General features: G+C 37.0%; 18 protein-coding genes. 11 read left to right on the forward strand and 7 right to left on the reverse strand.

The window, feature by feature from the left end; translation table 11 throughout:
- Positions 1 to 18: 18 nt before the first annotated feature.
- The 5 genes from SJY37_RS13445 to SJY37_RS13465 all read right to left on the reverse strand — a co-directional run bounded on the left by SJY37_RS13445 (position 19) and on the right by SJY37_RS13465 (position 4,963).
- Complete coding sequence (locus SJY37_RS13445; protein ID WP_035336740.1) at positions 19 to 729, reverse strand: OmpA family protein; 711 nt, start codon at positions 727 to 729, stop codon at positions 19 to 21.
- A gap of 35 nt (positions 730 to 764) precedes the next feature.
- Entirely contained in the window at positions 765 to 1,250 is a 486-nt protein-coding gene (locus tag SJY37_RS13450; RefSeq protein WP_298328025.1) for a lipocalin family protein, read from the reverse strand.
- A gap of 74 nt (positions 1,251 to 1,324) precedes the next feature.
- Positions 1,325 to 1,486 carry a DUF1328 domain-containing protein gene (locus tag SJY37_RS13455; RefSeq protein ID WP_013752004.1) on the reverse strand — a complete coding sequence of 54 codons (162 nt, stop codon included), beginning with the start codon at positions 1,484 to 1,486 and terminating at the stop codon, positions 1,325 to 1,327.
- Between the two features lie 221 nt (positions 1,487 to 1,707).
- Entirely contained in the window at positions 1,708 to 3,711 is a 2,004-nt protein-coding gene (locus SJY37_RS13460) for a dehydrogenase E1 component subunit alpha/beta (protein WP_298328022.1), read from the reverse strand.
- A 166-nt stretch (positions 3,712 to 3,877) separates the two neighbouring features.
- A complete protein-coding gene (locus SJY37_RS13465) occupies positions 3,878 to 4,963 on the reverse strand; it encodes a methyltransferase (protein ID WP_298328020.1) in 1,086 nt (361 codons plus the stop codon).
- 283 nt (positions 4,964 to 5,246) lie between these two features.
- Between SJY37_RS13465 and SJY37_RS13470 the strand changes: the two genes are divergently transcribed.
- Positions 5,247 to 6,296: an FAD-dependent oxidoreductase gene (locus tag SJY37_RS13470; protein WP_298328018.1), complete on the forward strand. Its 1,050-nt coding sequence runs from the start codon at positions 5,247 to 5,249 to the stop codon at positions 6,294 to 6,296.
- A 102-nt stretch (positions 6,297 to 6,398) separates the two neighbouring features.
- On the opposite strand, the gene SJY37_RS13475 is transcribed toward SJY37_RS13470, so the two are convergent.
- On the reverse strand, positions 6,399 to 7,037 hold the full coding sequence (locus tag SJY37_RS13475) for an SDR family oxidoreductase (RefSeq protein WP_298328016.1): 639 nt from the start codon (positions 7,035 to 7,037) through the stop codon (positions 6,399 to 6,401).
- A gap of 242 nt (positions 7,038 to 7,279) precedes the next feature.
- On the opposite strand from SJY37_RS13475, the gene SJY37_RS13480 reads away from it, so the two are divergent.
- The 6 genes from SJY37_RS13480 (at position 7,280) to SJY37_RS13505 (ending at position 13,461) form a co-directional block, all read left to right on the forward strand.
- On the forward strand, positions 7,280 to 8,230 hold the full coding sequence (locus SJY37_RS13480) for an isopenicillin N synthase family oxygenase (protein WP_298328014.1): 951 nt from the start codon (positions 7,280 to 7,282) through the stop codon (positions 8,228 to 8,230).
- 2 nt (positions 8,231 to 8,232) lie between these two features.
- A complete protein-coding gene (locus SJY37_RS13485) occupies positions 8,233 to 8,565 on the forward strand; it encodes a translation initiation factor (protein WP_013751998.1) in 333 nt (110 codons plus the stop codon).
- Positions 8,566 to 8,613: 48 nt separating this feature from the next.
- Complete coding sequence (locus SJY37_RS13490; protein ID WP_298328010.1) at positions 8,614 to 9,543, forward strand: DUF1835 domain-containing protein; 930 nt, start codon at positions 8,614 to 8,616, stop codon at positions 9,541 to 9,543.
- A 3-nt stretch (positions 9,544 to 9,546) separates the two neighbouring features.
- Positions 9,547 to 10,437 carry a nucleoside phosphorylase gene (locus tag SJY37_RS13495; protein ID WP_298328008.1) on the forward strand — a complete coding sequence of 297 codons (891 nt, stop codon included), beginning with the start codon at positions 9,547 to 9,549 and terminating at the stop codon, positions 10,435 to 10,437.
- Positions 10,438 to 10,550: 113 nt separating this feature from the next.
- Positions 10,551 to 12,605, forward strand: coding sequence for a polyphosphate kinase 1 (gene ppk1, locus SJY37_RS13500; protein ID WP_298328005.1), 2,055 nt, complete (start codon positions 10,551 to 10,553; stop codon positions 12,603 to 12,605).
- 4 nt (positions 12,606 to 12,609) lie between these two features.
- Positions 12,610 to 13,461 (forward strand): substrate-binding domain-containing protein, encoded by an 852-nt coding sequence (locus tag SJY37_RS13505; protein WP_298328002.1) that lies wholly within the window; start codon positions 12,610 to 12,612, stop codon positions 13,459 to 13,461.
- A gap of 256 nt (positions 13,462 to 13,717) precedes the next feature.
- On the opposite strand, the gene ung is transcribed toward SJY37_RS13505, so the two are convergent.
- Positions 13,718 to 14,383: a uracil-DNA glycosylase gene (gene ung, locus SJY37_RS13510; RefSeq protein ID WP_379953226.1), complete on the reverse strand. Its 666-nt coding sequence runs from the start codon at positions 14,381 to 14,383 to the stop codon at positions 13,718 to 13,720.
- A gap of 120 nt (positions 14,384 to 14,503) precedes the next feature.
- Between ung and SJY37_RS13515 the strand changes: the two genes are divergently transcribed.
- The 4 genes from SJY37_RS13515 to SJY37_RS13530 all read left to right on the forward strand — a co-directional run bounded on the left by SJY37_RS13515 (position 14,504) and on the right by SJY37_RS13530 (position 19,667).
- Positions 14,504 to 16,681 carry a DNA mismatch repair protein MutS gene (locus SJY37_RS13515; protein ID WP_298327996.1) on the forward strand — a complete coding sequence of 726 codons (2,178 nt, stop codon included), beginning with the start codon at positions 14,504 to 14,506 and terminating at the stop codon, positions 16,679 to 16,681.
- A gap of 12 nt (positions 16,682 to 16,693) precedes the next feature.
- Complete coding sequence (locus SJY37_RS13520) at positions 16,694 to 17,176, forward strand: hypothetical protein (RefSeq protein ID WP_298327994.1); 483 nt, start codon at positions 16,694 to 16,696, stop codon at positions 17,174 to 17,176.
- 43 nt (positions 17,177 to 17,219) lie between these two features.
- Positions 17,220 to 17,633, forward strand: a complete 414-nt coding sequence (locus tag SJY37_RS13525; protein WP_298327991.1) for a thiol-disulfide oxidoreductase DCC family protein — start codon at positions 17,220 to 17,222, stop codon at positions 17,631 to 17,633.
- A gap of 93 nt (positions 17,634 to 17,726) precedes the next feature.
- Positions 17,727 to 19,667 carry a DUF4139 domain-containing protein gene (locus tag SJY37_RS13530; protein WP_298327988.1) on the forward strand — a complete coding sequence of 647 codons (1,941 nt, stop codon included), beginning with the start codon at positions 17,727 to 17,729 and terminating at the stop codon, positions 19,665 to 19,667.
- Positions 19,668 to 19,804 lie beyond the last annotated feature (137 nt).

Genomic DNA, 19,804 nt, shown 5'->3' on the forward strand with positions numbered 1-19,804 from the left:
TCTGTTTAACAGAAGAAATTAGTTCCCTCCGTTTGCTTCTTTCATAGCATCTTGCTTCATCTCTTCGTTAGGAACAATAGCAAGTTGTACACGTCTGTTTTGAGCACGTCCCTCTGCTGTATCATTACTAGCTGCTGGTTGCGCTTCACCGTACCATACCGTTGTAAATCTTCCTGCAGATAATCCTGTACTTACCATATAGTTAGTCACAGCATTTGCTCTGTTTTGAGATAACGTCATGTTATTTACATCAGATCCTACACTGTCTGTATGACCTGCTACAATAACATTAGTTTGGTTATACTCCTTCATAATGTTAGACATTTTATTAAGTAATGTCTGACTAGCTGGATTCACGTTATATTTTGCCGTATCAAAATAAACTCCTGAGTTCTCATCAAAAGTTACTACGATACCATCATCTACACGCTCTACAGTTGCTCCAGGAAGTTCTTGCTCGATTTGTTGCGCTTGCTTATCCATTTTGTTTCCAATGAGGACACCTGCTCCACCACCTACTACACCACCTATAACAGCTCCTAGTTCTCCATTGCCACCTTTACCGGCATTGTTCCCTATAATTGCTCCAAGGATAGCTCCTCCAGTTGCACCTATAACAGCACCTTTCTGTTTATTGTTTGCATTTTTAGTAGCCTCACAACTTGTGAAACCTGTAAGCATTGCTGCTCCTAATGCTATTACTGTAATATTTCTTACTATATTTTTCATAATCTTAATTCTTTATGTTGATTGTTAACTACAGACTACTCTGCAATTTTGGTAAAATTCATTGTAATGTTAAAAGGTTTACCCTCTACGCTTACTGTTTGTGACATTTGCAATTGGTCTTCAGAAAGGTAAGAAAGCGCTACTCTAAAACCAGCGTTAGTTTCAGACTTCATTTTAGCATCTGTTGGCTTCACAAGGATGTTATAATTCATATCATCACCTTCTGTATCTGGAATACTCCAAACGAAGTAACGTTTCTCCGTATCGCAACCTACTCCAGAAAGTTCGTAGTTTCCAAAGTTATTATTAGGAATAAAATGCCATGTACTTCCTTCCATACATTCTTGTGATGCGTCATTAAAAAGGTTGATATTAAAAGTTCCTTGACGATCATAACTTACTTCGTTAAGCGTCCAAGTTCCTTTGAGTGTTTTTTTAGATTGCTTTACCACTTGAGATGGTCCACAGCTTGCTATAGTAGCAACTAAAAGAACGAGTATTACTGATTTTATATATTTCATAATAGTTAGGGTTAAATTAAAAAAAGCAACCTTTCATAAGTGAAAGGCTGCGTTTTAAATATGTTTAGATAGTCTTATCTTTTAAATAATCTACTTACTAAAGAAAGTAAGAAGAGTACAATAAAGATGAAGAATAATATTTTTGCAATGCTTTCCGCACCTGAAGCGATTCCGCCAAATCCGAAGACTGCTGCGATGATTGCAATGATGATAAAAATAACTGTCCAGCGTAACATAATATATTGTTTTTATTGATTAGTATGATGTAAAAGTATCTGGATACACCGTTTTATTTTTATTCTTTAGCAGCTTTTAACTAGGATCTGTTAACGATACGCCAATAATACTAGCAAACATTGGTTTTTGCTTAAAATATTAACATCCTACATCATCGTATAAAAACAAAACCCCTAACTACATGATGTAGTTAGGGGCTTTTAATTTTTTTATCCTTGTCTTAGTAATCTAGTAACTCTTGAAGTGTGGTAGCTAATCGCTCTACAGGTAAATACTGTTTCTCAAGTTCCGAATCAAAAGGAATGGGAGTATCTAAACTCGCTACTCGTCTCACTGGTGCATCTAGGCTTTCAAAACATTCTTCCATAATCATTGCCGAAATATCAGACATTACAGATCCAAAGGCGCTGTCTTCTGTAAGTAGTAACACTCTTCCCGTTTTACGTACAGAAGTAATAATAGCTTCCTTATCTAACGGCTGTAAAGTGCGTAGATCTAACAAATCTGCAGAGACATTCATACTATCAAGCAACTCAATTGCCCAGTGCACACCCGCACCATAGGTGATAATAGTTACTTGCTCTCCTTCTTTAATTAAAGATGCCTTGCCTAATGGTAATGTATAATAGTTAGTGGGCACCTCTTGACGGATGCTGCGATATAGTTTTTTATGTTCAAAAAACAGGACTGGATTAGGATCTTCTATCGCAGTCGTTAGTAATCCTTTTGCATCTGCAGGAAACGCTGGATATACCACTTTTAATCCTGGTGTATGAGTAAACCATGCTTCGTTAGTTTGCGAGTGAAAAGGTCCAGCTCCCACGCCAGCTCCACAAGGCATACGTATCACCACATCTGCTGGTTGTGACCAGCGATAGTGTGATTTTGCAAGGTAGTTTACAATAGGATTAAAGCCAGAAGTTGCAAAATCTGAGAATTGCATTTCCATCAGCGCTTTTTTACCATTGATAGCAAGACCCATAGCTGTTTCTACAATGGCGCTTTCACATATAGGAGTATTGCGCACACGATCACGACCAAACTGCTCCACAAAACCATCAGTGATTTTAAATACACCTCCATATTCGGCTACATCTTGTCCCATAATCACAAGACCATCATACTTCTCCATAGATTGTCTCAATCCTTGAGAAATAGCATCAACCAATCGAAGCTCTTCTGTGTCTTTGCTAGGTACGCTTTCGCGAAAGCTAAACGGAGCGTATACATCCTTCATCTCTGTTTCTAGATTAGGAGTAATGTTCTCCTCTGCATATGCCTTATCAAGATGTTCTGTAATTTCCTCTTTAATAGAAAGCTCATAGGACTTTTTTACCTCTTGAGAAAGAATATCTTCTTGCATCAAGTACTTTTCAAAATTAAGTAGAGGGTCTTTTTCTCCCCATGCTTCCATAAGGTCTTCAGGCACATACTTGGTACCGCTTGCTTCCTCGTGACCGCGCATTCTAAAGGTTTTAAACTCTACTAAAACTGGACGCGGATTGTTACGTATATCTTCTGTAATTTCTGAAATCTTAGTGTAAACCTCTAGAATATTATTCCCATCAATGATGTGAGATTCCATACCATAACCTTTTGCTCTATCTGCAAGATGCTCACAATTGTATTGCTCACTAGTAGGTGTAGATAATCCATATCCATTATTTTCTATACAGAATAAAACAGGTAATTGCCATACTGATGCAACATTGAGCGCCTCATGAAAATCTCCCTCACTTGTACCTCCTTCCCCAGTAAAAACAGCGGTTACTGCTTTCTCATTGCGCAATTTATGTGCAAGTGCAATACCATCTGCTACGCCGAGTTGTGGGCCTAGGTGAGAAATCATACCTACTATATTAAACTCTTGTGTACCAAAGTGAAAACTACGATCGCGTCCCTTTGTAAAGCCGCTCATTTTCCCTTGCCATTGTGTAAATAATCTATATAAAGGAATCTCACGAGTAGTAAAAACACCGAGGTTACGGTGCATAGGTAATATGTACTCTTCTGGCTTCATCGCAGCAGTAACTCCTACGGAGATTGCTTCTTGCCCTATTCCAGAAAACCATTTTGACACCTTTCCTTGCCTAAGTAAAATAAGCATGCGCTCCTCTATTAATCGAGGTTTAAGCATTGCTCTGTATAATCTAAGTAAGGTATCGTTATCTAAAGATGCTCTATTGTAAATAAAGGGTATGCTAGATTTTGTTGTAGTCGCCATTAGGTTGTTGTCTATTACCTCAAATGTAGCGAATTATAAGAACGAAAACGATATCGCGATTTTAATTTGATTTCGTTTCTAATTTACTGTTACCTCTATTGCATAAAATAGCCCATTATGATACGAGCAACATAATGGGCTATTAGTATATATTCAAAAAATTCTCCTATTCAGGTGCTACGTATTCTTTATGAGTAAGTATCCATAGTTCAACTTCCTCATCCTCTCGCCAGTGTTGGTCACGTTTTGTCTCTTCAGAGGCTTTTCTAACTTTCTTCTTCAAACATTTTTCTAATTGGAACCTTCCACCTTTTTCAAGCTCTTGCTCTATAGGGTGCGTGTCAATTAGGTGTGTGATTTTTGCAAGGTTTGAAAATATGAGTACTAGTTTTCCATCAGGTAATAATGCCTCTTTTGCCTTAGCAAAAAATGTTGGGAAAAGATCTTCATTGTAATACATTGCCTCATCAATATTCTCAAGCTTTTGAGAAGATGGTAACCACGGCGGATTAAAAACAATAAGCTCTGTAGGCTTATTAAATTTACCAAAATATGGCGCATAATCCAGCTCTATCTTACGAGAGAGTTTTGTGTCTCCCATAGATTCCTTTAATCCTATAATTGCATTAGGATTTGTATCTGTACCAAATACTTTTTGAAAACCAGACTGTACCATCTGCAATGATAATACACCACTACCTATACCTACATCAATAGCCGTTTTCTTAGGACCTTCATAACGCTTTAACCAGTTGTCAAAAAGCTTGAGGTGATCAAAACGTGTAGGGAAATATGTTCCATAATATGGATGCACTTTATTACGCAGCACAGGGATTACAATTCCATTTTTATACCACTGCCATGCACTATTAAGCCCTTGAACTTGAGGGAACGTAAGTAAAAAGTCTTCTGTTTCTGGATATAACTTTGCAAACCAACCTATAGAAGGTGCTTTTTTTACAGCAAGCGCATGATTAACCACTTCTATCACAATAAAATTTGACATTCGGTGATACGCTTCACGGTGCGCACGCTGCTCTTCAAAAGAATCATTAGGCATTGTTCTGTCTAAGTGAACTTTGAGTGCTTTAAGTAGCGTCAATCCATCACTATAAAATGCTGAAATTAAAACCTCTTTTCCTTGCTCTAGTAATCTAATGGTGCGTTTTACATCTGTATCACGCTCAAAAGTGCCTCTTCTCTTTTCAGAAGTAATAGGAGTCGGCCTATGTAATGGTATGTCTGTACTCATGCTGTTATGTCGTTTAGTATTGGGATTGGAACTCTATAATTATAAGTTGTAGAGAACATCCCATAATCAATTATTGCAGTGCGCGAAGATATAAACTGCTTCTTAAAGGTACGCTATTAAAACACATCGATATAGGGCGATATATAAAGTAATTCAAGTATTTAAGGATGACTATAATAATGTTACCGCTTTCGCGAAAATGTGAGTAAAACAGCCCATCTCTTTATAATAAATCACATAGTTAATAATCTCAAACTGTACGCTATTTTTCTACTTTTGTAAAATGGTTATAATTATAGGAGCTGGATTATCAGGATTACTTACAGCATATCGATTACAAGAACAAGGGATTCCCTACACCATTCTCGAGGCGAGATCTCGCATAGGAGGACGAATACACACACTTTACAATGAGCATCAAGCTCCCGTAGAAATGGGCGCAACCTGGTTTGGAGATTATCATACGGAAGTGGTTCGACTTTTAGAAGAGTTAGACATTCCTAAATTTAAACAGCACATGGATGCAACTGTTTTTTATGAGCCTGTGGGAAGCAATGGAGCACAGCAAGTAAAAATCCCACCACAAGCCGCAAGTTATAGAGTAGCCGGTGGAACATCTGCTTTAATCAATGCGATTTACAACAAGCTTGATAGCGCAAATGTATTACTGAATCAACCTGTAAAATCTATACGATACCTCAATAATAAAGTACTCGTTTTAAGCAAAAAAACCTTTGAAGGAGGTGTAGTCGTTCTGGCACTACCGCCTAAACTTTGGGGTTCTCAAATTAGTTTTGAACCACAATTATCAGATAACTTAAAAGAACTTTCATTACAAACCCACACTTGGATGGAAGACTCCATAAAAGTGGCGATTACCTATCCTACCCCTTTCTGGAAAGAAGAGCAAAAGCCTAGTACGCTCTTTAGCAACATAGGCCCCGTAACTGAATTTTACAACCATGAAAATGTAGAAAAAACAAGCTTTGCCCTTTGCGGTTTTATAAACGCCTCTTATAGCAAACTGAGTAGTGAAGAACGTCAAAAGCTTGTTATAAATCAGCTAGTGAGTGTTTTTGGTAAAGGTGCCCAAGAGTATACAGCATATCATGAATGCTTATGGAGCAAAGAGCCTCAAACTCATGTAGTATCTGAGCGTCCATTATTCCCGCATCAAAACAATGGTAATCCGTTGTTTCGTGAATCTCTATGGGATAACCGTTTATTTATCTCAAGTTCAGAAAGTGCAAAAGAGTTTCCAGGATATATGGATGGTGCAATTTCATCGGCAAATGAAACTGCTACCAAAATCATAAAAAGATTAAGCTTATAATTACCTGCCTGTTCGTCTTAGATAATTATACTAGAAAATAAAGAGCAAAAAAAATGCGACTTCCCTAAGGAAGTCGCATTTTTTTTAGTCAGTCGTACTTTATTAATGTACGGCTACTTTATTTAAAGCGTCTGCAATGATTGTTTCACCTTTAATAATTTCAAATGTTGACTTATTAGCTACATCATCATTTAATGTACGCACTAAAGTTTGTGCAACGTCATTACGGCTTATCTCACCTCTTTTATTAAGTTTTTCGGCAAGCTCGATTTTATTTGTTAGTTCGTTATCTGTAAGACTTCCAGGTCTTACAATAGCATAATTTAATCCGCTATCTTTTAGATATTCATCTGCATTGTGCTTTGCTTTCAAGTAATCTTGTAAATCTTCGGCTTCAGATGGATTATCTGCTCCCATGGAGCTTAACATCACAAATTTCCTAATGTTGTTCTTCTTTGAAGCATCAACAAGACGTTTTGCACCTTCTTGATCCACTTCTACAACTTTCTTTCCTCCAGAGCCTGCTGCAAATAATACTTTATCTATGTTGGTGTTAAATACGTGTGATACATCTTCTTCAAGATCCCCCATAACCGTATCAACTCCTTGTGATTCGAAGAAGCTTTTTTGCTCTTCTTTCCTCACCATTGCAATCGGGTTGAAATATTGAGATTCTTTTAATAAGTTAACTATTTTTTTTCCTGTGGTGCCATGTGCACCGGCTACTAATATCTGTTCCATGACCTCAAGGTACGGGCTTACCGCATCTTTTGAAAAAAATGAGGCTCAGTTTAACTATGATTTAATAGTAATACGACAATATTTAAGTTATTCATTAAAGTTATTAACACTATGAGGAAACTTTTAAGAGTGCGCTTTCGCGAAAGCGTAACCCTAAAAAATCACGTCTTCACCCCTATTAACTACTGATAAAACCTACAGAAAATTCTTATCTTCGTAACACAACCCTAAAGAAGGAAAAGATGAATAATATACCAAGTGTAGATCTCGCAGATTTTTTAAGTGAAGATCCTAATCGTAAAGCAAAATTTGTTCAAGAAATAGGTTCTGCATATGAAGACATAGGATTTGTATCACTGAAGAATCACTTTCTAGATGACCAACTTGTAGACGGATTATATAAGAATGTGAAAGGCTTTTTTGCCCTTCCTGAAGATACTAAGAAAAAGTACGAAATAGAAGGTGGTGGTGGCCAGCGTGGTTACATTTCTTTTGGTAAAGAACATGCAAAAGGAAAGAAAGAAGGAGATTTAAAAGAATTTTGGCATTTTGGACAAGAAGCAGACGATGACTCAAACCTTGCCGAAGCATATCCAGAAAACATTGAAGTAGCAGAATTACCTGAGTTCAATGAAAAAGGTATGGAAGCATATCGCATGCTTGAAAAGACAGGTATTTATGTACTTAGAGCACTTGCTTTATATATAGGGCTTGATGAGTTTTATTTTGATCACTGGGCAAATAATGGAAATAGCATCTTGCGCCCTATTCATTACCCACCTATCAGTGAAGAGCCTAAAGGAGCGGTACGTGCAGGAGCACACGGAGACATTAATTTGATTACGTTATTAATGGGAGCATCTGCTGGAGGTCTTCAAGTATTACGTAAAGATGGAGAGTGGATAGACGCTATCCCTAACGAAGATGAGCTTGTGATTAATGTAGGTGACATGCTGGAGCGCCATACTAATAATAAGTTACGTTCTACCATACACCGTGTGATTAATCCACCTAAAGAAGAATGGGGAACGGCTCGTTACAGCATTCCTTTCTTTATGCACCCAAGATCAGATATGAAACTTAACTGTCTTGATGAGTGTGTAAATGAAGAGCACCCAAAAGCCTTTGAGGATATTACAGCTGGAGAGTTTTTACACCAGCGCCTTGTAGAAATAGGATTGATTAAAGAATAAGTATGGACTTAGGCGATCAATTAAAGAATCTTTTTCCGGATCACACTCCGGAAAAAGATCCTATAGAAAATCTTGACATAGAAGATACGCTCTGGATTCAAAATGACCCACTCATTTGTAAATATGAGAAACGTAAAGGCAAACCCATTACAATAATTGAAGGTTATACTGGAGAAACATCAGACTTTAAAATCCTTGCTAAAGAGATTAAGGTCTTACTAGGTGTAGGAGGAAGTTTTAAAAATGAAAGTATCATCATTCAAGGCGATTACAGAGATCGCATCATGAGCTTTTTAAAGGAAAAAGGCTTCAAAACAAAGCGTGTAGGCGGCTAGTACATCTATTATTTAAACTGTTGCCATTTTAAAATATCCCTCCGTATTATGAAGAAAACGTTACACGTTACTAATGGTGACAGTCTTAATGACCGCCTATTAACTATGAAAATAGAAGGTGATTATGCAGTATGGAGAGAAATGCTTTGTGAGGGAAAAACCATAGTAGATCTTACGAGTAGCGCTTTTAGAAAAACACGTGTTGATTTTTTTAAAAACAACTACCCTGACCAAGCGGGAGGTTATGATGAGAAATTTGGGAGTCAGCTAGCGATTATTGCAGATGCTCATCAATATGAAGAGATTGTATTGTGGTTTGAATATGATCTTTACTGCCATATTAATATGCTCGCCTGCATAAGTTTCATAAAATCTCGTGGATATAAAGGAAACGTTTATCTAGTATGCAGTGGCAGGGTATCTGGAGAAAAGGATTTATTTGCGCTCTCTCAATTATCTGAAAAACAATTACTGAGTCATTATAATGATAAAGTACTACTCAATAATCATGACCTTTTTATTGCAGATGACTTATGGAGACTTTATTGTGGTAAAGACCCTCTTGAGTTGGATCCAAAAAGAGCCAAAGATTCTAATTTTACTTATTTATCTAATTGTATAAGCGCTCATAAAGAACGTTTTCCTAGCGCAATTACAGGTCTCAATACGCTCGAGACAAATATGCTTAGACTCATAAGAAAATACGATATTAAAACACCACATCAATTATGTGGCTATATGCTCAATTATCAAGGGTACTATGGCTACGGTGATATACAAATCAAGAAAATGATAACTCGCATGTCTCCATTTTTTACGGACACAGAAGGTCGTCTCACTCTCACAGAGAAAGCAAATAACATTCTAGACAATTCATACAATGTTTTTAAAGAAATGAAGTACCCCTGCACATTAGGAGGTGCATCAAAGTATGAATATGTTTACAACAACGATAACCACCAACTTACAAAAGCTTAATACATGGCAATAGCACCATCAGAACTTATACTTAATCCAGACGGTAGTATTTACCACCTAAATTTAAGACCAGAACACCTTGCATCTACAATAATAACTGTAGGAGATCCTGACCGTGTAGATACGGTTACAAAATATTTTGACAGTGTGCGTTTTACCACGCAAAAGCGCGAATTCAAAACAAGCACCGGAACTTATAAAGGAAAAGAAATCACTGTTATTTCTACAGGGATAGGAACAGATAATATTGATATCGTACTTAATGAACTTGATGCACTGGTAAATATTAATCTTGAGACTAGAGAAATCAACGAGGTGCACACTAGCCTAGATATTGTACGTATAGGTACAAGTGGCTCTATCCAGGCAGATATTCCTGTAAACTCTTTCTTAATGAGCCGCTATGCGATAGGACTAGATGCCCTACTCCACTTTTATGATAGTAAACATGTACAGCATCCAGCAATTCAAAAAGCATTTATAGAGCACATGTCATGGGCACCAGAAAAAAGTGATCCTTATGTAGTGGCTTGCGATGAGCAACTTGCAGATAAATTTGCTTCAGATAAAATGGTCGATGGATTTACTGCTACAAATATTGGATTCTATGGGCCGCAAGGAAGAGTGTTAAGACTTAAAACAACTGACGCTACCATGAATGACAAATTGGGAACTTTTTGCTTTCGCGAAAGCGCAACTAGCAAGGAACTTAAGGTTACTAATCTAGAGATGGAAACTTCTGGAATCTATGGCCTTGCAAAATTATTAGGACACCGTGCTGTGTCTCTTAATTGTATTATTGCCAATAGAGCCAATATGACATTTAGCGAGCAACCTACAGAGCAGACCGAAGCTCTTATCCAGTATACACTTGACGCGATTACTAAAGATTAATACGCTTTAGGTCAATATCATTTACTTTAAGAGGAGCATTTATTGCTCCTCTTTTAACATAGACTTAATCCTTTCAGGGTAGTGCTTTTGTACATTTGAGTAAATACCCTGAGATGATTAAACTTACCGACGAAAATTTTAGACATAGAGATTTAAACTGGCTTAGTTTTAACGAGCGAGTACTTCAAGAAGCTGAGGATGTGGAGAATAATCCGCTGTATGAGCGTCTTAAGTTTCTAGCGATATATTCTACTAATCTAGATGAGTTTTTTAGAGTGCGCGTGTCACAATTGCGCCAACTCAAAAGAGTTAAAAAAGAAATTAGAAAGCAATTATCATTACAACCTAATAAGATTGTAAAAGAGATAAAAGCAACGGTACATGAGCAGCAGCAACGTTTTGGTCACACGTTTAGAAAAGTGATTATCCCAGAACTTGAAAAGCATCACATCCACATACTTACCTCAAAAACCTACACAGACAAGCATAAAATTCTTGCAGATGGCTGGTACACTTCTACCATAAGAGAACATCTTGATGTAAAAAAGGTTGACCTTAAGGCCAAAAATGATATTTTTCTAGAAGATCAGTCACTTTACTTTTACGTACTTTTTAAGGATAACTCAAAGGTGGGATTTGTCACAATCCCTACTCATAAGGTAGATCGTTTTGTACATCTACTTAAAGATAATGGCGAGCACTATCTTACTTTTATAGATGATATTATTCATTATAAAATGGATACTATTTTTCCTGATGAGGAAATACGTGGGATTTTTGAAGTGAAAATCTCTAGAGATGCAGAGTTATACCTAGATGATGAGCTTGACGGTATTCTTGCAGATCGTATTTATGAATCCTTAAAGAGACGCCACAAAGGGCAGCCTACAAGGTTGCTTTATGATGCATCTATGGATAAAGATGACGCAAAAAAATTGCGCAAGCTCTTACGTGTAGGTAAAGTTGATATGATGCCAGGCGGTCGCTATCACAACTTTAATGACTTTTTTGCTTTTCCGGATCCTACAGAAAATCCTGAGCTACATTTTAAAAAACAACCATTAATAAAACATAATGCGCTCGAGAAAGCTTCAGACTATTTTGAAGTATTAAAAGAACGTGATCATCTCGTACACTTTCCTTTTATGTCTTTCCATTATGTGGAACGTTTTATAGAGCAGGCCTCAGAGGATAAAGATGTAATAGAAATAAAGATATCCTTGTATCGTGTTGCAAGTGAATCTCCACTTACTTCGGCGCTTCTTAAGGCGTTAGATAATGGTAAAAAGGTGTTCATCTTTATAGAAGCAAAAGCTCGCTTTGACGAAGAGAATAACATCACATGGGGCCGCACTTTTGAAGAAAAAGGAGCCACCGTTATTTATAGCTACCCGCGTATCAAAGTACATTCAAAAATATTACTTGTAAAGCGCAGAGAGGAAGGAAAAAATAGAAGATACATCTACATAGGAACGGGCAACTTTAATGCAAAAACCTCAAAAATCTATGCAGATCATGGTTTCTTTTCAGCAGATAAGAAACTGGGCAAAGAATTAAACCGTGTGTTTAAAGTTCTAGAAGGAGACCTCATTGTACCTCGTAACAAGCATTTATTGGTCTCCCCTTTTACCACGCGACGCACTTTTGAAAAGCTCATCAATGACGAGATTGATTTTGCTCAATCTGGAAAACACGCAGAGATCAAGATAAAAATGAATAGCCTTGAGGATAAGGATATGATTAAATTACTCTACAAAGCGAGTCAAGCCGGAGTAAAAATCACAATGCTTGTGCGCGGCTTTACCGCTCTTATCCCTGGAGTAAAAGGGCTGAGCGAGAATATCCATATGACTTCAATTTTAGATAGATATCTCGAGCATGGTCGTATATATTGGTTTAACCATGATGGCGATGAGCAACTATTTATGGGAAGTGCAGACTGGATGACAAGAAATCTAGATAGACGTATTGAGGTACTTGTTCCTATTATAGATCCAGATTGTCGCAAGGAGTTAAAAGAGATTTTTGACATTCAGCTCTCAGATAATGTCAAGGCTCGTATTCAAAATAAAGAAGAGAATAACGCTTTCGCGAAAGCAGAAAAAGAAACACCAAAAATTAGATCACAATATGCTATTTTTGACTATCTAAAAGCGAAGCACAATTAAGCATATGACTACAGTACGAATAGGTGGAGTACCAGAACATTTTAACCTTCCATGGCATCTAGCAATAGAGGATGAAATGTTTGTTGAGCAAGGAGTACATGTACAGTGGATAGATTTTCCAGAAGGTACAGGCGCTATGAATAAAGCTTTACGTGATAACGAGATTGATCTTGCAGTTATTTTAACTGGTGGAATCATTAAAGATATCGCAAATGGTAACCCGTCAAAAATTTTACAAATATTTGTTTCTTCTCCACTGCAATGGGGTGTTCACGTTGCTGGCAGCAGTACATTACAATCTATAGAAGAACTTGAGGACAAAGTATGTGCAATAAGCCGTTATGGCTCTGGATCGCATGTGATGGCTCATGTTCAAGCGGAACAAAGAGGGTGGAATACGGATGAACTCAAATTTAAAGTAATAAACACCTTAGATGGCGCTATTACAGCACTTACAGAAGGTACTGCAGATTATTTTATGTGGGAACACTTTACTACAAAACCTATTGTAGATAAAGGAGTCTTCAAGAGATTAGGTGATTTTCCTACACCTTGGAGTTGCTTTGTAATTGCGGGTAGAGAAGATTTTATTTCTGAACATAGCGAGGCTATTAATGTCGTACTAGAAACCATTAATACTGTTTCTGCAGATTTTAAAAACATCCCTTCTATAGACCGCACGCTGGCTAATAGATATGAGCAACAGCTAGAAGATATTCAGAAATGGCTCACGATGACCACTTGGTCTCAAGAGAAAATTACAAACAAAGAAATTGAGCGCATACAATCACGACTAGCAGATTTAAAAATGATTGATAACAAGCTCGAAGCGACTCTCTTTAAAGCAGCGCTATAATATTTACTACATACTAACGCAACCTTTCCCATAGATATGCATCTATAGGGTACAAACTACATATTTTTTCTAATGACCATTTTTTTTAGTGTGATAGCAATCCTTATTGCTATCAATTTCCTGCTATTGCAATTTTCATGTAATGAAGTTACAGATCCTGAAGCAGAGGAAGAAGAAGAATAAAAATTCAACCTTTAAAACAAAACGACGCCGAAAGCAATTTATAACTTTCGGCGTCGTTTTTTTATGTCTTAATCTACCATTTTATAGGAGCTTGTCCTTTACTCAGTAAGGTATCATTAACTGCACTAAAATGCTTGTTCCCAAACCAATATCCGCGATTTGCGCTTAGTGGTGAAGGATGCCCAGATAACAGTATAAAATGTTTTGAAGCATCTATTTTCTTTCCTTTCTTCTTTGCAAAACCTCCCCAAAGCAGGAATATGATGTTTTCACGTTTTCGCGAAAGCGTATCTATCACCACATCTGTAAACTGCTCCCAGCCTTGTTTTTGATGTGACCCAGCCTCACCTGCTCGTACCGTAAGCGTTGCATTAAGAAGTAAAACGCCTTGTGCTGCCCATCTATCAAGATTGCCAGATACAGGTGTTTCAATTCCTACGTCTGTCTCTATTTCTTTAAAAATGTTTTTAAGTGACGGTGGATGAGCAATTCCATCTTGTACAGAAAAACATAATCCGTTAGCCTGCCCTGCTCCATGATACGGATCTTGACCTATAATGACCACCTTAACCTTATCAAAGGGACAATGATCAAAAGCCGAAAAGATCTCTTCACCGGGTGGATAACATGTATGTGTATGGTACTCCTGTGTTACAAAATCTGTAAGAGATTTAAAATATGGCTTATCAAATTCTTCCTTAAGTTCTTGCTTCCAGCTTGCTTCTATTTTTACGTGCATTATCCGTATTTTTGTTAAGGAGTTTGTTCTTATTATTAGACAACCCAAAGCTATAGAAAAAGAAAATAATTACAAGAGTCGTTTGTGGCTCTATTACGCTTTCGCGAAAGCGAGATCCCTATGATAAAGATCACTAATAAAACATTACAAGATTTAGAGTTTGATACTGTATGTGAGCAAGTCTCAGAGCGCTGTACTACAGACAAAGGTAAGGCAAAGGCACTAGCCATAGAGCCATACCCTACACCTAAGCAGGCAATTTTTGGACTTCATCAAACTAATGAATATCTATCTTCTCGCACTGCAGATGCTGCGATTCCTAATCATGGTTTTGACAGCCTTGATCATGAAATAAAGTATCTTGCTATTGAAGATAGTACCTTAGAAAAAGGAAGTTTTAAAAAACTTTCTAGTATTTCTGAGACTGTAAATATTCACCTCAAATTCTTTAAGAAATTTGAAGAGCTTTACCCTACTTTATATAATACGGTAAGAGAGACAGAATATACTACAGATATTATTGATACCATCACGCGCATTATTGATAAATACGGTGAGGTACGTGATGATGCAACGCCTACGCTGGGTACATTACGTAGAGCTATAAATCAAACCAAAGGACGCATCAATTCTAGTTTTGCTAGCGCTTTAGGTCAATATGCCGGTTATGGATACCTAGATGATATACGAGAAACTATAGTAGATAATGTCCGCGTGCTTGCTGTTACTGCAATGCACAGACGTAAAGTCAAAGGTTCTATTATGGGAAGCTCAAAGACTGGAAGTATTACCTACATCCAGCCAGAAGCGACATTGCAGGCACAAAGAGAACTTAATAACTTAGTTTTTGAAGAAGATGAAGAGGTAAAACGCATACTCAAAGAGCTTACAAATAGAATGCGTCCTTATATTCCGCTTTTTGAAGAATATCAAGAGTTGCTCAGTGATATTGATCTGATTGCAGCTAAAATGAAGTACGCCGAAAAGATGAATGGCTTACTGCCTAAAATCACTACAGATCGAGAGCTCACTATAAAAGAAGCCTATCATCCATTATTGCTTTTAAGTAATAATGCGAAAAAAGAAAAAACCTACCCACAAGATATTCATCTAGATCAAGGAAGCCGAATTATTGTGATTTCTGGACCTAACGCAGGTGGAAAGAGTATTACACTTAAAACCGTAGGATTACTTCAATTAATGTTACAAAGTGGGATGCTCATACCTGTACACGAGTATTCACGCATGTGCTTATTTGATAAAATCCTCACAGATATAGGTGATAATCAGAGTATAGAAAATCATTTGAGCACCTATAGTTATCGCCTTAAGAATATGAATTACTTCTTAAAGAAGTGCGATAAAAACACGCTTATCCTCATTGACGAATTTGGTACAGGATCAGACCCAGAGCTGGGTGGAGCACTGGCAGAGACGTTTCTAGAAGTTTTTCACGAGCGCGAGGCCTTTGGAATTATTACCACACACTACGCAAACCTCAAGATGATGGCAAATGAAACGCCAGAGATTGTAAATGCAAATATGCTTTTTGATGCACGCACGCTTGAGCCGCTTTTTAAACTACATATGGGAGAAGCTGGTAGCTCCTTTACTTTTGAGGTAGCACAAAAAAATGGCATCCCCTACTCGCTTATCAATCGCTCTAAGAAGAAGGTAGAGCGTGGCAAAATTCGTTTTGACAAGAGTATAGCAAACCTACAAAAGGAGCGCAGCAAACTCTCAAAAACTACGAGTTCGCTTAAAGCGAAAGAACTACAAGCGGCAAAAGAAAAAGAACAGCTTGCCGAAATAAATGAGAAAGTACAAAGTAAGCTAGAGGCTTATCAGGAACTGTATGATAGCAACCAGCGCTTGATTTATCTAGGTACAAAACTAGATGGAATCAGTAAAAAATTCTATCACGATAAGAAAAAACGCGACCTCATGGACGAGTTTATGAAAATCGTACAAATAGAAAATAGCAAACGTAAAAAACAAAGTGCTAAACAAGCAAAAGCCGAAAAAGCAAAAGAACAAGCCACTAAAAAGGAGGCCGAAAAACACGTACAAGTAATACGCGAGAAAAAGAAAGAGGCTAAGAAAAAAGAACCAGAAGCTGTAAAACCAAAGGTGACTTTAAAAGAAGGAGATCGCGTGCGCATGTTTGATGGGAAGGCTGTTGGTGTTATTGATAATATAGAAAAAGGTAAAGCCACTGTAGATTACGGAATGTTTACTACAAAAGTTTCTGTGGAGCAGCTAGAGCTTGTACAACGCAAGAAGAAGAATGCAAAGTAAGGAGATTTCAATATGAAATACGCTCTAAAATTTACACTGATATTTATAACAATTATATCCTGCACAAAAAAGAGTGTTGATGATAATTATATTTTTTTTGAAGACAAACTAGAGCTAGAAAACTTAAGCCTTCAGGAATTTGATCTTTGGTATCCTTCTCATTCAGATAAGCAAAAGGCCAAACTTATTATAGATAAGTCTATTACAGCCTATAAAATTAATCCAGAAGTACCAACACAGTACAAAATGAAAAGTAAATACTATTATCAACTAGTTCCTTATGTTTTAACGAACGGTGATAAAGTTTTTTATGTAAACGCTTTGTGTGAGAGCTTTGTAAACAATCCCGTTCCAAATTTTGAGGACCCTCAGCCAGAACAAGTTTCTTTACAAAACGGTATTTTAAAAGTTGACGATGGTGGTATTTGTTTTTGGAATATGACTATAAATATTGATAAAATGAGTTATTCAAATTTTAAATCAAATGCTTTTTAAATTTAATCAACCGCTCTAAAAACGTTATAGTGCATTCAAAATTATGACTAAAAAAATCATCCTTTTTGACGGAGTTTGCAACTTGTGCAACGGCGCCATCACATTTATCATAAAGCGTGATAAAGATGATGTGTTTAGATATGCACCTTTGCAAAGCGATGTTGGCAAAAATCTTGCCGCAAAACACAAAATAGATTTAGATAAAGTAGATTCTATCATACTCGTTACAGATCAAAGTGCCGTCGCAAAGTCTACGGCAGCACTCCGTATCGCAAAGCATCTTTCTGGTGGATGGCCTTTATTGGCTGTGTTTTTATTTCTTCCGAGGTTCTTGCGCAATGCTGTGTATGATTTTATTGCCCGTAATCGTTATAAATGGTTTGGTAAGAAAGATGCTTGTATGATTCCTACTCCGGAGCTTAAGAGTAAGTTTCTGGATTATGAACAGCCACAATAGCTCGTTCACTCATTGAGATGAACCACTCACTCAATAGCTATTTTATTTCCATTGGTGTACTTATAGATTTGACCAACTATAAAAATCACACCAATGAAAAGAACTACATTATTACTCGCCTTATGTTTGATGAGTTACGCTTTCGCGAAAGCGTCTTCTACCCCACCACAAACTAAAAGTACTAACTTATCAAAAGTAACTGTCTACTTAAGTGGCGCTCAAATAGAGCGTACTGCTGAAGTTATGGTAACAGAGGGAACAAATAGCTTTCTATTTGATAATCTCTCGAACGATATTGATGAAAGTAGCATCCAGATATCTGGCTTAAAAAACGCCTCGATACTCTCTATTAATTTCGGAATTAACTATCTCACAGAACAACTTAATACGAAGAAAGTAGACAGTCTGCGCAGTTTAAAAACAAAACTTGAGACAGATATCCTTAAGCTCAATAGCCTCAAGAGTGGTTTACATAAAGAGGAGGAAGTAATTACAGCCAACCAACGACTAGGTAGCAACACCACAGAAATAGATCTAGCTAAAATCAAGGAACTATCTACCTACTACAGGAAACGAGTAACCGAAATTAAAAATGGCATTCTCGATGCCGAAATTGAAAAAACAAATTTACAGAGACGTGTGAATGATCTCACGAAGCAATTTAATGAGTTTAATGTCACAGAAGAAAAAAGCAAAGGTCAGATTACCTTAAAACTTAACGGTGAGCAGCGAGAGACTTTAAAACTTAAAATCACCTATAATGTAAGCGAAGCAGGCTGGTATCCAGAATATGACTTAAAAGCAATAGCAACAGATGCTCCCTTACAATTATCATACAAAGCCCATTTATATCAAAAAACAGGAATAGACTGGGATGATGTGAATCTTGTATTATCAACAGGAGATCCTAACACTAATAATCTTAAGCCAACTATTGACACAAAATACTTACGTTTTGTAAATCGAAATTATCGTAATAATAGTACAACGACTCGCGCATACAACTATAAATACAACCCTACTATTAAAACCATCACAGGAATAGTTACTGAAGATAATGGACCGTTACCAGGTGCAACTGTAGTAGTAAAGGGAACAACAAACGGGACGCAAACTGACTTTGATGGAAAATACACACTTCAAGTAAATGATGGAGAAACGCTAGCGTTTTCTTTTGTAGGCTTTAAAACTAAGGAAATTCCTATTCACGCTAGTATTATTAATGCAAACTTAGAAATAGATAACGCGCTGGACGAAGTCGTAATTACTGCTTATGCTACATCCAGATCTCAAAAAAGTCTATCATATGCAGTTACCACTGTAGAATCTGAAGAAATTAGTAGGACTTTACAAGGAAAAGCTGCAGGGGTGCAAATACGCGGGGCAAGTAGTATCACAACGGCTACAGGAGATACCAAAACAGAAGGAATTACAACCACTACTTTTGAAATCAATAAGAAATACTCAATTGACTCCGACGGAGATGTGACAGTTATAGAAATTGACAAGTTTGAGGTGCCAGCAACCTATGAATATTTTGTCGCTCCTGCTATTAATGAAAATGTATTTCTTACAGCTTCTATAAAAGACTGGGTGCGTTATAGTTTACTTCCTGGAGAAGCAAATATTTATTTTGAAGGGAGCTTCTCTGGTAAAACGTATATCAATCCGCTAGAGACTACAGAGGAGTTATCTGTATCACTTGGTGTAGATCCTAATATTATTGTAAAGCGCAAACAGTTAGATAATTTTAAGTCAACTTCTTTTATTGGTTCGCAACGTATTGTTGACATGGCTTACGCTACAACAGTGAAGAATAATAAAAGTACAGGTATCAACCTAAAGATGGTAGATCGTATTCCTGTATCACAAAACAAAGAAATCAAAGTTGATGATATTGAAACCGCCGATGCAGATTATGATAAGGACACAGGTTTGCTAGAATGGACTATAAAACTTGCGCCATCAGATAGTTCTAAAAAGGAATTCAGTTACGAGTTAAAATATCCTAAACATAAGAGAGTAAATCTTTAAAACTTGCAAGAAGTTCTTTGCACTTTACACAACAAATTGCAGATGTATGATTTATTTCACATTTTCGCGAAAGCGTGAACACCTATAAATACAGGACATAACAGTATTTTTTCATTTTTGGCACGCTGATTGCAAAC

This window comes from Dokdonia sp. R78006 (genome assembly GCF_042466145.1).
Taxonomy (GTDB): Bacteria; Bacteroidota; Bacteroidia; order Flavobacteriales; family Flavobacteriaceae; genus Dokdonia.

Excerpts from the sequence above, each read along its gene's own strand:
- ung (WP_379953226.1), bottom strand. The coding sequence starts at position 14,383 with ATGCACGTAAAAATAGAAGCAAGCTGGAAGCAAGAACTTAAGGAAGAA.
- SJY37_RS13475 (WP_298328016.1), bottom strand. The coding sequence starts at position 7,037 with ATGGAACAGATATTAGTAGCCGGTGCACATGGCACCACAGGAAAAAAA.
- SJY37_RS13450 (WP_298328025.1), bottom strand. The coding sequence starts at position 1,250 with ATGAAATATATAAAATCAGTAATACTCGTTCTTTTAGTTGCTACTATA.
- SJY37_RS13530 (WP_298327988.1), top strand. The coding sequence starts at position 17,727 with ATGAAAAGAACTACATTATTACTCGCCTTATGTTTGATGAGTTACGCT.
- SJY37_RS13520 (WP_298327994.1), top strand. The coding sequence starts at position 16,694 with ATGAAATACGCTCTAAAATTTACACTGATATTTATAACAATTATATCC.
- SJY37_RS13470 (WP_298328018.1), top strand. The coding sequence starts at position 5,247 with ATGGTTATAATTATAGGAGCTGGATTATCAGGATTACTTACAGCATAT.
- SJY37_RS13515 (WP_298327996.1), top strand. The coding sequence starts at position 14,504 with ATGATAAAGATCACTAATAAAACATTACAAGATTTAGAGTTTGATACT.
- SJY37_RS13480 (WP_298328014.1), top strand. The coding sequence starts at position 7,280 with ATGAATAATATACCAAGTGTAGATCTCGCAGATTTTTTAAGTGAAGAT.
- SJY37_RS13485 (WP_013751998.1), top strand. The coding sequence starts at position 8,233 with ATGGACTTAGGCGATCAATTAAAGAATCTTTTTCCGGATCACACTCCG.
- SJY37_RS13525 (WP_298327991.1), top strand. The coding sequence starts at position 17,220 with ATGACTAAAAAAATCATCCTTTTTGACGGAGTTTGCAACTTGTGCAAC.
- SJY37_RS13490 (WP_298328010.1), top strand. The coding sequence starts at position 8,614 with ATGAAGAAAACGTTACACGTTACTAATGGTGACAGTCTTAATGACCGC.
- SJY37_RS13460 (WP_298328022.1), bottom strand. The coding sequence starts at position 3,711 with ATGGCGACTACAACAAAATCTAGCATACCCTTTATTTACAATAGAGCA.
- SJY37_RS13505 (WP_298328002.1), top strand. The coding sequence starts at position 12,610 with ATGACTACAGTACGAATAGGTGGAGTACCAGAACATTTTAACCTTCCA.
- SJY37_RS13455 (WP_013752004.1), bottom strand. The coding sequence starts at position 1,486 with ATGTTACGCTGGACAGTTATTTTTATCATCATTGCAATCATCGCAGCA.
- SJY37_RS13465 (WP_298328020.1), bottom strand. The coding sequence starts at position 4,963 with ATGAGTACAGACATACCATTACATAGGCCGACTCCTATTACTTCTGAA.
- SJY37_RS13445 (WP_035336740.1), bottom strand. The coding sequence starts at position 729 with ATGAAAAATATAGTAAGAAATATTACAGTAATAGCATTAGGAGCAGCA.
- SJY37_RS13495 (WP_298328008.1), top strand. The coding sequence starts at position 9,547 with ATGGCAATAGCACCATCAGAACTTATACTTAATCCAGACGGTAGTATT.
- ppk1 (WP_298328005.1), top strand. The coding sequence starts at position 10,551 with ATGATTAAACTTACCGACGAAAATTTTAGACATAGAGATTTAAACTGG.